Origin of the sequence: Paenibacillus sp. FSL R10-2788 (assembly GCF_038003885.1) — a bacterium.
Taxonomy (GTDB): domain Bacteria; phylum Bacillota; class Bacilli; order Paenibacillales; family Paenibacillaceae; genus Paenibacillus_AQ; species Paenibacillus_AQ odorifer.
The window spans coordinates 5,718,131-5,732,607 of sequence record NZ_JBBOQA010000001.1; the positions used below are offsets into that span (position 1 = coordinate 5,718,131).

Here is a 14,477-nt window from a genome sequence, read left to right on the forward strand (position 1 = left end):
ACGCATCGGTCTCCTCCCATCTTTACGGGCCTCTCGGACTTAAGTGAATACAAGCAGGGCAGCTCTGGCAATTGCAGGCTGCCCCTCCTGTTATTAGATTTCCTTACGGCTGCATTCCCATTGCCTTTTTAAAGGCAGCAATTTCTTTGGAAGCTTGCTTCAAGACATCATCACCAATTTTTTGAATAGCCGTCTTGGAATCTGTGTTCTTAGCCAGTGCATCACCGATCGCCGTTATAAAGATTTCCCAGCCCTTGTTATCTACTGGTGTAAGGTGTTTGACAGGAATATCATTGCTTAATTGTTCATATAGTTTAAATTCCTCTTGCCCACCCAGATATTCATTTTTAGTGTTTGCGTACCAATCAAGACTGGAAATATCCTTGTAACCTGGCTGAATGGAATGTTTTGTCCAAATTTTCCAAGCATTTTCACTTCTCATGCTCCATTGAATGTAAGCCCATGCTGCTTCTTTATTTTTGCTTTGCGAAGGGATAACAAAGCTTGATCCGCCCATTCCCACGTTAATGCCTACTGGCAAACGGGTTACTTTCCACTTTCCGGAAAGCTCAGGGAATGTTTCTTGAAGTCCGCGCGCTCCGAATGAACCCGATACGACACCAACCAAATCACCTTTTAGAACTAGCTGTTTACCTTCGTCTGAGCCATAACCGATATGTGGTGCCCAGCCCAGCTGTTGTCCACGTTTTGTAATATCGAGAACCTTCACCATTTTGTCCGTATTACGTGTCCAGTTCATATCCTTATCAAAGTAACCGACTTCATCTCCTGCCCATACGATCGGGCCATCGCTCCACTCCATAAAATATTTACCGTTAGCTTTCAAAATTTGAGCCAGGTTCAAGAGATTCTCTTCATCTTGCATGTATTCACCGAGCTCAGCAGGATCACTTGGCAATCCAAGCTCTTCAAAAATGTCTGCACGGTAGTAATAAACCCCCGGGGTCATATCCCAAGGCATACCAAGCAGCTGTGAGCTGTCCGGTGTCATCCAACGTTCCCAGTTATACGGAACAACCAGATCTTTATATTTTCCAGCGTTATAAGGCTCTTCCAAAAGATTCTCCAAAACATTTCCCGCCATATAACGGTTCAACTGGTACATCTCTACTTCTGCTACGTCCGGTGCCCCGCTACCTGCGGCGATTGTGGTTTGCAGCTTGTCATGCAGGTCGCCAAAGGGCATAACTACCGTCTTCAGCTTAATACCAGGATATTCAGCCATAAATGCAGCGCCGACTTCATCAAATACTTTTTCATTAAAGGCCCAAACCGTAACCTCACCTTGAATATCTTTGCTTGGCAGGTCGTTGGCAGGATCTGTTGCTTCCGTGCCCTCTGTAGCTGTTGCATTGGTTGGCTCACTAGCATTATTGGTTTTTTCAGTGTTCGTTTTTACGTTGTTAGATGCATTTTGATTCGTCGTTGAGCTTCCAGCGCTGCTACAGGCTGACAGAATAAGCACAAAAACCATTAACATACATACGACTAAACTGCTCGTTTTTCTTTGCGAAATCATAACCTAACCTCCCTCTTAAATTGAACAAATAAATGCTTGTTTATAGTGAAGGAGTGAACCTCCCTCCGTGACCAGCTATTCCCCCCCTTCCTTTAGTCTTAACACGGTCACGGAATATTTCGGGAATTCAAACTCCAGACTACCTTTGTCTACACTTATCTTTTGAGTTACAGGTGCCACCTTGTCAGGTTCAGCGAAGCTATTCTCAGCATTTAAATCGTCCGACTGAAGTACGGTACCTGTTCCTTCCAGGCTTGATGTGGCAAGTCCGGCAAAAGAAACATCCGTGCGCTGAGCAGTGTCACCTGCATTAACGACTTTAACGATCAGCTCACCTGTGGCAAGATCACGGCTCGCAGTTTGGAACAGCGGCCCTGCCGGACTTTCATCATTCACCTCTTGTATAAGCTTGCCGTCGAGATAGAGCCGGATATTAGAACCGGATAATTCAATGCGGATATCGTACAATTTACCAGTCTCAATCCTTACAGGAACCGTTCTTCCGATGACTGCTCTTGTTCCACCTACTGATTTTTCAATCGCGCTCTGCGTATTTCCCCAGCCGCCAAGATTCCACCAATAGAAGTTGCCTTCATCTTTAGAGCCGAACATAATGAGCATGCCTTCTGCTCCGCCAGTCTTTTTCGCCTTAAGAGAAAGTGTATAATCACTCCATGAAGCCTCACCGGCAACTGCGCGAATATCAATATCATTAGAAGTCTGCTTAAAAGTACCCTTGGATTGTTCCCAGTCCCCATTGTTTAGAGTCCAGGCTCCGGAATCCTTCTTGAAATGATCTTCAAAAAGAACGTCATCACCTTTCGCTACTCGTACATCGCTGTACTCTACCTGGGTGGCCCAAGTCCCCAAACCAATTCCACCTTGAATGGATTGCTTACCGGAGGTTTCTTCTTGTCCTAGAGCCACAAGTGAGGTTGGAAGAACTACATCCCCCTTATTGCTTCCGAACATCTGCTGCACATGATAAGAAGGTGTTCCGTAGCTAGTCGATGAATCAAACACAATAGCATCCGGGTTCCAAGTACGATCCTTCGTATTCACAAACAACGGAGCATAGGAGGACATTTTCACGATATCAGAATTCCGTTCCATACCCATCATAAAAGCGGCCTCGCCGATTGCAGCGTTCAGATTGCCTTCTCCGGCACCCTTGGTCACCGCATACTCACCAACATAAATCTCAGGACCACTACGGTCATAAGTATCGTATCTGTTCGAGTTGCTGAGGAACCATTCAGAGGTTTCATAGTAATGCTCATCAACCATTTCGATAGGCTCACCTTCAACTGCCGCATTGGCAATGAGATGAATCTCTGGATACTGCTCTTTAATTGCCTTATAAAACAGGCCATAACGCTTAATATATTCACTCATCTGGAAATTGTTTTCGTTACCAATCTCTACATATTTCATATTAAAAGGCTCCGGATGACCATTGGCGGCTCTTTGTGCCCCCCATTTGCTAGTAACCGGTCCGTTTGCATATTCAATGGCGTCCAGCGCATCTTGTATCCACGGCTGAATTTCACTGACTGGAACGGTATTCTGCTTGGCTATAGGATCTCCGTTATGTGAAATCCCGATATAAGCTACATATAATGGTTCCGCTTTCAGATCTTCAGCCCATTGCAGATATTCGTGGAAGCCCAGCCCATCTGAGGAGCGATAATCCCAATATCCCTTATGACCGGGACGCGTCTCAATCGGTCCAATGGTATTCTTCCATTGATAAGCATCTGTTGGCGTTTTTCCTTCCACAAAACATCCCCCCGGAAAACGAACGAATGCGGGTTTCATCGCAGCTACCTTTTCAGCCAAATCGATGCGAAGTCCATTCTCCCTGTTGTTCCAAGTCTCAGGAAACAAAGACACCATATCGAGATAAACAGTACCTACATTTGCAGCAGAGATTACAATTCGTGCGTTTGCTACAGTACCTGTAGAAGTCAGTGTGTATGTATATGGGTTCCATCCTTCTTTTAACTTATCAACGGTCTGTTCTGCATATAGCTCTTTGCCATCCGGGCTTTCTAACGTTATACGCAGTGGCATATTGTCCCCTGGCTCTGGCCGCGCATAGAAAGACAACTTGTAACTGGCATCCTTCGTCAAAGCGATCCCCCAGTAACCGTTATTCACAGCAGATACCGAACCGCCCTCGGCAGCAGATGATACTGTTAAAGCCATTGCCTGGGTCTGAGCATCGTTCAAAAGCTTAGTGCCGGTCAGAGCAAGCTTCCCTTTACTGCCTCCTTTTTCATCAATCCACCAATTGAACAATGTGACCGAACTATCCTCAAAGGAACGATTGGAAATCAGCTCTGCATATAGCCCTCCATCTCCCGCATGATTAATCTCTTCGAAAAAGGCTCCGTACAACATCGGGCTTATCTTAGCTCCCGGATTTTCCGTATCCACGGTCAACGTATACGCGGGTCCACTACTTGTATTAGCTGCTGTCGCCGGTGGAACAGTTTCCTTTCCAGCTTCACCCGTTGCTTCTACGGCAGATTCCTTAGACTGAGACGGTGGCGCGGGGTTTTCTCCCTTAGAAGCCCAATAATACGTCAGACCACCAACTACAATCACGAAAATCAGCACCGTAAGCCATAGTTTTCGTCCATATTTATTCAAAGATATTTACCCCCAACTTTTTATTAGCATTTTCATTTTCTTATGAAGCGAATAAATCCTTCCATTCGCAAAAACTTAAAATCATTCCGTAAAACCTAAATGAATCCGTTTCCATTGATAAAATACCATACTAAAATCTGGTTGTAAATAAATTAAACTAAACCTTTTTATACTTTTATGAATATAATTTCCAATAGATTTGCAAGAAATTAAGAGATTTATTAGTTTTTTTAAAACAAATTCCCTCTTTTCATCTCACCATCTTTATATTTCTCTAAAATAAACGGGGGTTTACAGCCCTAAGTATGTTTAATTTTCATTTTTTCCTCCATTTATTTTACTGTTTTATTTTTCCATTCAAATAATAATGAAACTAAAATTAATTTTGTTGCCCCCAAAAAATCATATAAAAAAAGCTCCCCTTTGCCTAAACTCGGGCAAAGGAAAGCTATAGTTATATCTCAACTAAATTTAGTTCCGCCACTTCATAAACTTGTAATCAAGAAAATCAACAAGCAAGAAGAGAATAAAACCGACCAAGCTGAACAACATAATTCCCGCATACATCTCCGGATAATCTAATCTTAACCACGCATCCATGATGAAAAAGCCCATGCCGTGCTCTGTTCCATAAATCTCCGTAAAAAACAGTACAGATATCGCTGTCCCTAGCGAAATACGAATCGTACTCAGAATCACTGACAATGCACCCGGCAGTGTCACATGCCAGAACTTCTGCACAGCGCTGGCACCTATACTAGTTAAGACATCATAGGTATTGTCCGGAATAGCCTTAACCCCATCCCTTACAGAGATGATGATCTGAAACAATAGAATCAGCATGATCATTAGGATTTTGGACGTTTCCCCAAGCCCGAAGAACAGCATCACTACTGGAAGCAGGGCAATTTTGGGAACCGGATAGGTCAAGTAAACCACAGGGTCCAGCAGTTTGTTCCAGGTCAACGAACGTCCCATTAGAAGACCTATAAGCAGTCCAATAATTAACGCCATTACCACACCTGCAAAAATTCTGAACAAGCTATACCCTACATTTATAGCAATATCCTGCGCCCCTAACTGAAACATCGCTTTATATACAGCAAAGGGACTTGGCAAAATCGAATGATTCATAAGTAAAAATGCGATATACCAGACTACATTCATACAGACAAATACAAATAGAAGCCTTACTAGATGATGAAGTCGACGTTTGTTTACCATATCTCCTGCATTACCTTTCTAATCCGCTTAGTCTGCTCAAAGAAATCTACACTGTCCCGCTTATCCTCATGCTTCATATGAAACACCAACTGATTATCAATAATCTCAGGTTTAGTTTCTTTGTTGGAAGGCATGACAATAATCTTTTGCCCCAGCAGAATCGCTTCTTCCACATCATGAGTGACAAATAATGTAGTCGTAGGGTTAGCCAGCCAGTTATCTAAAAAGAGGACCTGCAGCGTTTCCCTTGTTATCGCATCGAGTGCAGAGAATGGCTCGTCCAGCAACAGAATAGTAGGCAAAATGGCAAAAGCTCTGGCAATCGCCACTCTTTGCTGCTGGCCTCCACTAAGGGATAAGGGATAACGTTCTGCTAAATCAGAGATCGCCATCGACAAAAGCCACTGCTTAATCTGCGTCTCCCGTTCTTGCTTGGATGAACTTGCCGTATGCGTAATCTTCATCGCTATCTGAATATTATCATGTACAGTCTTCCAAGGAAGAAGCCCGTAGTTCTGCGGCACCAGCCCGATTAACGTTTCTTTCCCATGCACAGATTTCTCATTAAAAAGAATGTGTCCCTGATAGCTAGGCAGCAAACCCGCAATCGCCCGTAATAAAGTTGATTTTCCGCTGCCGGAGGGTCCGATAATGGTGTAAATCCCGTGCTCCGGCAAAGTTAAATCTACCTGACCCAAGGCCAATTGTCCGCTCTTATATTCTACTTTCAGATCCTTTATAACGAGTCCTTTATTTCTTGAATTGGACATCAGAAATCACATCTTCAGCCGAGATATTTTTGCTGAGCAAACCTTTTTCCCTTGCCCAAGCAAATGCGGCCTCTACTTCCTTCACATCCACTTGATAAGCTGGTACATAATCTGGTACCTTGATTTCATCTTTTAATGTTTCCGGATATCCTACTTCTTTGATTACAAGATCGATATATTCGGATTGCTCATGGGATTTCATATAAGCTACTGCTTCATCATATGCAGCATACATACTGCGGATAGCCTCTGCTTTGGCATCAATTGCAGTTTGCGGGAAAGCTAAAACGAACGGATTTACTCCCGCAGTTAGCGTTGAGCTCAGTACACGCAGCCCTGAGGTTTTGCCCATAGTTACAAAAGGTTCCGGCAAAATAGCCGCATCCGCCTTATTATTCTTAAGCAATTCTAAACGGGTCGGAATCTGTGGAACCTCTGTGACTGTAATATCATCTTCGGTCAGGCCCGCTTGTTTCAGCATCATTGCCACTGTATATTGTGTGGAGGTATTTTTGGACAAAATCACGGTTTTACCCTTCAAATCCTTCACATCCTGGATGGATTCATTTCCAGTCAGCAAATCAAACTCTCCAAAAGTTGTACTGGCGATCTTCACATCCAGTCCAGCCTCATTGTAAATGGAGATCGCAACCAGGTCAGCGCTTAGACCATCCAGCTTGCCTGCTTGAAAAGCTACATCCCGATCTTTGGCGCTTTTAAATGTTTGGATATCCAGCTCCACACCGTGGTTTTTATCGAAACCTTGTTCATGTGCGATGATAAAAGGAATAGCATCAATCGAGGGCAATAAACCTAGCGACAAGGAGGTAACTTCTTTTGCAGCTTCTGGAGCAGCTCCCTCTGACGATTCTGTATTTGTATTATTTTTCGAACCACAGCCGACTGCAAGTGCAGCGATGACAACAACCATCATAGATAACAACAACATTCTCTTTAGACCTTTATTCTTCATTTAACTCTCCTGCCTCCATTATTCTTTCTATAGTGTAATTCTCTGTAATATTCTTTGCTCACTCATAAATGTGCATGCAAAAAAATCCTTAAGCTCTACAAAAAAAGCTTTAGGCATGTTAAGTTTACCACCAATCTTTATATTTTGTATATTTATAAATTTAGATATAAGTAAATAGAAGCGACGCAAAAAAAGCTGACAGCGGAATGGTTCCGCTACCAGCCTCAATCTCAATGTTATGGAGTTAGTAGATTTGTGTGGATTTTAATGACAGCCTTTTTAATCTGCTGCCCCGGTTGACCCATACCCGGTCTGTGAACATCATGAGGGAAAAAGACCGCGAACATGCCAGGCTTCAAAGATAACAATATTTCATCTGCTGATGGGGGATAAAGCGCATATTCTCCTTCGGCATCGTAAGGCTTAATGGGTTCGATCCCTTCTTGCAGGGTTGCCCAGCCAATCGTTTCTTCACCTTCGATCAGATAATGCACATCAATATAGGCCTCATGCTTCTCTGCGACTTGTTCCTCCAGCGATTTTGCCTCAAGAGCCATAATCGAAGCATACATTTCGTTCCCGCGAATTTCGATTCGTCCAAGATCAGGATCATGTTGTAAGATTACTTTCAATTCCTCGATAGCCTCAACAAAGACAGGATTCTCATACTTGATATGCTCTTCCCAAGATGACAAAGAACCTAAGATCATAGCTTTCCATTCCCCTCACATCTTAATGTACTAAACCAGTTTCTCACTGACTGCTGAAGCTGTTGTTTCTTTATTAATTATGGATTGCTCACTAGTCTTCTTGAAATATTCTACATATAAAATATCAAGCAGATAGAGCTGCGATATCTTTGCAGATAATGAACCCCCTTGCAACGGTCCTTCATTAGCACCACATAGCAGGGTCAGATCGGAGTACGAGGTTAACGGTGACTTTTCAAACCTAGTAATGGATATTACTTTGGCTCCTCTTTCCTTTGCTTTTCTCGCAACCTCAATGCTATCCTTGGTCGAGCCGGAATAAGAAATCACAACAGCGACATCCCGGTTAGACATCAGCGCTGCCGACATCATCTGCAGATGTGAATCCATTAAACATTCCGTTTTGTTCGTAATGCGCATAAATTTAATCTTGGCTTCCATAGCTGTGACTAGAGAAGAGCCCACACCGAAAAACAATACACGTTCTGCATTAATCAAATACTCAATGGCCTCACTGATCTTCTGTATATCAATTAAATTATAGGTCTCGTTGAGTGCACTTACATTCGTGGTCAGCACTTTAGAAGCAACAGCTTCAATCGTATCATCCATCAGAATTTGATCGGTAAGCTGCGGGATCTCATTCTCCACAGTGATGCTATGTGCCAATGCAATCTTGAACTCTTGATACCCTTTATAACTTAAAGATTTGCAAAATCGAAATATACTTGACTCCCCAACATCACATGCATCTGCAAGATCAGTAATCGACATGTAGACTACACTTCTCGTGTTCTCCAGTACGTAGTCCGCTACCTTCTTCTCCGTATTCGTCAAATTATTGTATTTAGAATGAATTGAAGAAAAAATACTGATTGTCCGCAAAAAAGCCCCTCCTTTTCAATAAATTAATGTACGAATAAGGAGGAAGCTCCCAGCAGACCTGCCTTATTCCCTAATGAGGCTTTAACAATTCTCACTCCCGCAAAGCTTTCCATAAGCAAAGACTTCGTTCGTTCTTCTACCCTTCGAACCAAATCTTCTTGTTCCATTACGCCGCCACCAATAATAATCGCGGATGGATTGAAGATATGAGTGATAGAAGCTAAACCAACAGCCACTTCAGTAATCCATAGATCTAAAATACGTTCAAGCTGCTCATTTCCGCTCTGTATTTTATCAAATAAGGCTTTTCCATCCGTGCATTCGGGATCTGCCAGCTGAGCTCGCTTCACTAAAGCTGTGGTTGAAGCGTATTTTTCATAATATGGCAGTCCTTCTACTCCGGATGTGGCCGACAATGGGTGAGTAAAGATATGGCCAAATTCAGCCGCTACCCCATTAGCCCCTTTGTAGATTTGGCGATTAATGACGATTGCACCGCCAATGCCTGTGCCAAAGGTTAGACATAAGAAATTGTTAAAGCTCTGAGCAGCTCCATAATAAGCTTCGCCTAATGCAGCTGAATTCACATCGTTCTCTACCATAACAGGTTTATGAAAATGATGGGTGACAATATCCTTAATTTTCATTCCAGTATATCTAGGTATATTTTCGTTAGCATAGACAATAAATCCTTCTTCTGCATTAACTTGGCCCGCGGTGCTTATGGCAATGGCATCAAAATGATCGTATTCTGCAATCTTTTCCAGCATTCTTGAGATTACATGAGGTCCCCCCAAGTAGCTTTCTGTTGCATACTCCTTGAAGTCATGTACATTCCCCTGTTTATCGCATATACACATCTTGGTATTGGTACCGCCAACATCTACGGCTACAATCCTCATTTCCATCTACCCTCTCTGGCGTTCTACTGAATAGCGTTCACAAACCGTTTCGTAATCTCCATCGGTCTCGTGATCGCAGAGCCAACCACTGCTGAATACACACCTAAATCAAACATGGTCTTTAATTCTTCAGGAGTGGAAACCCCACCTTCAGCTATAACGGGAACAGAGAAGTTGTTGACGATTTGTTGAACCAATTCAAAATCTGGCAAGTTGCGCCCTTTAGTAGCCTCTGTATAACCGCTCAAGGTAGTTCCAATCAGATCAAATCCCAGCTCAACAGCCTTCGCAGCTTCCGCAAATGTAGAACAATCCGCCATAAACAGTTGATCTTTGTAAGTCTCTTTTAAAAGTGGAAAAAGTTCAGAAATGGTAGATCCATCCGGGCGAATACGGTCTGTAGCATCCATAGCAATGATATCTACCCCTTCGCGGTACAGCTCATCGACTTCCTTTTGAGTGGGTGTAATAAAGACTTCAGAGCCTTCATACACCTTTTTGATTATCCCAATGATCGGCAGATTCACTTGCTTTTTGATTTCTTGAATATCCGCTACGCTATTTGCCCGAATTCCAGAAGCCCCGCCTAAGTAAGCAGCATAAGCCATTCTCCCCATAATAAACGGGCTATGCAGCGGTTCTTCTGGTAAGGCTTGACTGGAGACGACTAATTTATGTTTTATTTTTTTAAGTACATTATTTTCAGTATTCATCAGTAACCCACTCCACATTTTTATTTATTCTTTAACTGCTCCTGCCGTAATCCCATTGGTGAAGAACCGTTGGAATAACATGAACACTAGCAACATCGGAATTGCAGCGATGGTAGCTCCGGCCATTTTATAAGCGAAATTAGGATTCAAATCCTGCATTAAGGTCGCAGTACCAACCATTAATGTTTTCATTTTGTTCTCTTGGCCTATAACCAGCTGCCACAAATAATCATTCCAGACTTGCACGAAATTTAGAATAAATAAGGCTCCAATACCAGGTTTGACAATAGGCAACATGATGCGCGTGAAGATTCTCCATTCATTTGCACCATCTATTCTCCCGGCTTCTCTTAAGGCATTAGGAGTTAAATCGAAGAATCCCTTTAATAGGAACACTCCAAATGCACCCGCCACGTTCGGCCAAATCATACCGTTATAACTATTTACCATTCCAAATTGTTGGGTGATCCGGAATAAGGGTACAATCATAATTTCTTTAGGAATCATCAAGCTTGATATAAAGATAATGAAGATTATATTTTTACCTTTAAAATTAATCTTTGAGAATGCATAGGCGGCCATAGAGCCTACAACAATAACCAAAATAGTAGAAACACCTGATACATAAATACTATTAAACGTCCATCTTAAAGCCGGCTGGTTCTGAAATACATCCACATAGTTGGAGAATGTAATCGATTTGGGCCACCAGTCTGGAGGCATCTTCACAACATCCGAGCTGTTCTTGAGTGAACTTGTGAATAACCAATATAGTGGAAAAAGATTAAGGAGTGCGAAGAGGATAATGATCACATTCGATATCACATCAAACTTCTCTCTCTTTTTCTTGTTTTTAATCTTCGACATGTTGTATTCCCCCTCACTTCACCTTAATCATGCTTCGTAGCTGTGGCACAGACAATATCAATGTAATCACGAACATGATAACCCCTACCGCAGAAGCTACGCCGAGTTGGTTATATTTAAAGGCATTATTATAAAGGTAGTACATCAGTGTTACGGAGGAATTGTTCGGTCCGCCACCGGTCAGTAACTGAATGACTACAAAGATTTTTAATACGGCAATAATATTGATAATCGTAATATAAGTTGTTGTAGGTCCTACCGAAGGAATCAGGATCTTTGATATCACTTGCCATCTGCTAGCACCGTCGATTTCGGCTGCTTCAAAAAGCTCTTTCGAGACACCAATCATCGCAGCTATATACAGAATAATTGCCTGGCCCACGTTAGTTGCGAAGGTTACAAATATCACGACTGGCAGAACCGTCTTTGGATTTCCCAGCAGATTAATCGTCCCTAGCCCCATATCTTTATATAGATAAGAGATAAGTCCGTTAGCCGGATTCAGCAAAAAGCTCCAGACCATACTCATAACCACCATGGACACCATTACCGGGATATAATAACTTCCTCTAATAAAGGAAACGTACTTAGCATTTTTATCAAATACCGCAGAGGCTACGAACAATGCAAACCCCACTGTAAGTAGAACGATAAATATTACGAACACAACGGTGTTGATGGTAGCCTTAAAAAATACCGGATCATTAAACAATGTGGTGTAATTGGCAAAACCCACAAATTTCTCACTGTCATAATTAATCTGGTATAGACTCAGCCGCATCCCTTCTAAGATCGGATAGACAAGAAAGGCTAAGAATACTATCATCTGAGGTAAAATAAACAGATAACCTGTAATATTCTCTTTTAGGTAATTACTACGTAGTTTCATATCGTTTACCTTTCTAATTAACAGCCCCAGAGTCTCTTCAGACCCTAAAGGCTGTCAATCGTGTATTGTTTATCTGGTCTTAGATTATTGGAAAATTACAGAGCCAGCTTTATTGGTCTCAATCACCTTGTTGCCACTTGCCTGATAATCTTGCACAAACTGTTCCGGTTTCTTAGCTCCCATGTAAAGTGCTTGTAGCTCTGGATATAAGACCTCTCTTAATTGGCTGTATCCTGGAACGTTGCCTGTGAAGTTGAACAAATATTTAGAGTTGGCATCGTAAGCTGCAAACAGTGGATTCTCCGCTTTAAGTGCTTCGGCTACAGAACTTCTTACAGGAATACCATTCTTAGAGGATTTAACTAACTCAGGATCGCTTGAGAAGAACTTCACGAAATCTTTAGCTACTTCAGTCTTCTTAGCATCTTTGGACTTGAATACACTAGCGCCTACTACATAAGTAAAGGATAGAGGATCGCCGCTTTCCGACGGAATATTAGCAAGTCTCATATCAAATTTCGCTGCCGTACCATCCGCCATATTAGCTTTCGTACCATTAAACAGAATCGGGTTAGTGAAACTGATCGCTAATTGCTGATTTTGGAACATAGCATTGGCATCATTAGAAGAAACAGATTCTGCTCCTGGATTTGTATATCCGCCGTCATATAGGTTTTTCAGCCAAGTTGCAGCTTTAACTCCGTTCTCATCGTTCAGGACAATGTTGCCTTGATCATCAAAGAACTTATTGCCGAACATTCTCATATAGGCAAGGTTCCATGTATCGCCCTGATTATTTACAGCGAATAATGCCATTGGATATGCATTCGAATACTTATCCTTCGGCAGATTGTTTTTCAGACCCTCAAGAATTTGTTGATATTCATCCAAGTTCCAAGTTTTGATTTCGGATTCTTCACCCACAAACTTTTCTAAGCCTGCTGCTTTAAACATGTCCGCGTTGTAAACCAAGGTGCCTGGGTTGTGCTGGAATGGATAGAAATAAATATCTTCTCCGAACGTTACAGCGTCCCAGTAGTTTTGAGCAATATCGCTTTTCGCGTCTTCATCAATGATGTCGGTCAAAGGAACCAATGCTCCACGGTGAACGTAATCCCCCATCGGGAATACACTCTCAAAGAACACATCTGGAGGTGTTCCTCCGCTTAAGTTAACGTTAAGCAATTGATCGCGCTGATCTCCAGCAATGACCTCTATTTGAATATCCGCATCATATTTATCATATTGTGCTTTGAATTTCTCAGCGGCGTGCTTTAGGAAGCTATCATAGTCCGCGCCTGCCTCCGTGACATCCACAACACCCTTCCACTGTGGAGTCAGCCATACTCTGATCCCCACTTTTTCCTTCCCAGATGCAGAAGAATTATCGGATGTATTAGAGCTCGCAGCATTGTTACCTGAGCAACCTGAAATTAAAGAAATAATCACCATTAGCGCAAGCATTGTCGAGAGTAAACGTTTTTTCTTCATTTATAAACCTCCCTAAAAGTTTTGTAAGCATTAACTTCTCTGAATCGCGTCGTACAAAACTCGCTTCGAAAGCATACGCTTAAAGTTTTGTAAGCATTATCTTCTGTGAATCGCTTCGTACAAAACTCGCTTCGAAAGCATACGCTTAAAGTTTTGTAAGCATTATCTTCTTTGAATCACTTCGTACAAAACTTGCTTCGAAAGTATAGAACCCTTAATTTAAAATCCGTTTGGTATGGTATTGCACTAAATCGGCCATGCTGCGATGTCCTTGCGGATCAAGATGCATATAATCAATTTCATTCATCGATACATGATCTCTGGAGTCTATAAAGTGGATGCCAGTTTCCGTTAGTAACGCTGCAAGATGCTCAGCGAGCTCCATAGACTTCTCACTACATCCGCTACCCATTGGTTTGCCAATAGGGGTATGAATATACTCTGCTCCAATCGGAGGGGGCGCGATTACTAGAACCTCTGGAGCCTTCCCCTCGGGTCCTGCACCGCTATCTTTAGCTTTAAGAGCCAACCCAACAATACCTTGTGCGATGTTATAAGAAGTTAGTCCAAATCTTTCTTTTGTATCATTGGTCCCAAGCATGATCACAACCAAGTCTAATGGCGAATGTGACATCAGGCAGGGATAGATATAGGAGATTCCAGAAAGTCCTTCAAATAGAGGGTCCTCACTGACACTTGTTCTGCCGGGAAGCCCTTCTTCGATCATTCGGTAGGCGTCACCCAATTCTGTATGAAGAATTCCCGTCCAACGAATATCATCCTTAAATCTGCGTTCTGTCTCTGCGTCGTAGCCCCAAGTATTAGAATCGCCAAAGCATACGATGGATTTCTTCATTA

13 protein-coding genes are annotated in these 14,477 nt (G+C 42.4%); all 13 read right to left on the reverse strand.

What is annotated here, in order from left to right; translation table 11 throughout:
- Positions 1 to 103 precede the first annotated feature (103 nt).
- Positions 104 to 1,540, reverse strand: coding sequence for an ABC transporter substrate-binding protein (locus tag NSQ50_RS25415; RefSeq protein WP_076223461.1), 1,437 nt, complete (start codon positions 1,538 to 1,540; stop codon positions 104 to 106).
- A gap of 75 nt (positions 1,541 to 1,615) precedes the next feature.
- Positions 1,616 to 4,195: an alpha-L-arabinofuranosidase C-terminal domain-containing protein gene (locus NSQ50_RS25420; RefSeq protein WP_081386891.1), complete on the reverse strand. Its 2,580-nt coding sequence runs from the start codon at positions 4,193 to 4,195 to the stop codon at positions 1,616 to 1,618.
- Positions 4,196 to 4,666: 471 nt separating this feature from the next.
- Complete coding sequence (locus NSQ50_RS25425; RefSeq protein ID WP_036679634.1) at positions 4,667 to 5,419, reverse strand: ABC transporter permease; 753 nt, start codon at positions 5,417 to 5,419, stop codon at positions 4,667 to 4,669.
- Positions 5,413 to 6,189, reverse strand: coding sequence for an ABC transporter ATP-binding protein (locus NSQ50_RS25430; RefSeq protein WP_036679637.1), 777 nt, complete (start codon positions 6,187 to 6,189; stop codon positions 5,413 to 5,415). Before NSQ50_RS25430 ends, NSQ50_RS25425 begins: the two co-directional genes overlap by 7 nt.
- Positions 6,170 to 7,162 (reverse strand): ABC transporter substrate-binding protein, encoded by a 993-nt coding sequence (locus NSQ50_RS25435; protein ID WP_094902111.1) that lies wholly within the window; start codon positions 7,160 to 7,162, stop codon positions 6,170 to 6,172. The genes NSQ50_RS25430 and NSQ50_RS25435 overlap by 20 nt, the downstream gene beginning before the upstream one ends.
- A gap of 236 nt (positions 7,163 to 7,398) precedes the next feature.
- A complete protein-coding gene (locus NSQ50_RS25440; protein ID WP_036679640.1) occupies positions 7,399 to 7,872 on the reverse strand; it encodes a YhcH/YjgK/YiaL family protein in 474 nt (157 codons plus the stop codon).
- Between the two features lie 30 nt (positions 7,873 to 7,902).
- Positions 7,903 to 8,757, reverse strand: a complete 855-nt coding sequence (locus tag NSQ50_RS25445; RefSeq protein ID WP_051491079.1) for a MurR/RpiR family transcriptional regulator — start codon at positions 8,755 to 8,757, stop codon at positions 7,903 to 7,905.
- Between the two features lie 23 nt (positions 8,758 to 8,780).
- Positions 8,781 to 9,659, reverse strand: a complete 879-nt coding sequence (locus tag NSQ50_RS25450) for an ROK family protein (RefSeq protein WP_076223463.1) — start codon at positions 9,657 to 9,659, stop codon at positions 8,781 to 8,783.
- Between the two features lie 23 nt (positions 9,660 to 9,682).
- Entirely contained in the window at positions 9,683 to 10,372 is a 690-nt protein-coding gene (locus tag NSQ50_RS25455) for an N-acetylmannosamine-6-phosphate 2-epimerase (RefSeq protein WP_036679646.1), read from the reverse strand.
- Between the two features lie 24 nt (positions 10,373 to 10,396).
- Positions 10,397 to 11,239, reverse strand: coding sequence for a carbohydrate ABC transporter permease (locus tag NSQ50_RS25460; RefSeq protein WP_080742596.1), 843 nt, complete (start codon positions 11,237 to 11,239; stop codon positions 10,397 to 10,399).
- Positions 11,240 to 11,252: 13 nt separating this feature from the next.
- The gene (locus NSQ50_RS25465; protein ID WP_256719492.1) at positions 11,253 to 12,065 is read right to left on the reverse strand and encodes a carbohydrate ABC transporter permease; all 813 of its coding nucleotides are present in this window, start codon (positions 12,063 to 12,065) and stop codon (positions 11,253 to 11,255) included.
- A gap of 147 nt (positions 12,066 to 12,212) precedes the next feature.
- Positions 12,213 to 13,619 (reverse strand): ABC transporter substrate-binding protein, encoded by a 1,407-nt coding sequence (locus tag NSQ50_RS25470; RefSeq protein WP_076223464.1) that lies wholly within the window; start codon positions 13,617 to 13,619, stop codon positions 12,213 to 12,215.
- 214 nt (positions 13,620 to 13,833) lie between these two features.
- The gene (locus NSQ50_RS25475) at positions 13,834 to 14,475 is read right to left on the reverse strand and encodes an SGNH/GDSL hydrolase family protein (RefSeq protein WP_076223524.1); all 642 of its coding nucleotides are present in this window, start codon (positions 14,473 to 14,475) and stop codon (positions 13,834 to 13,836) included.
- Positions 14,476 to 14,477 lie beyond the last annotated feature (2 nt).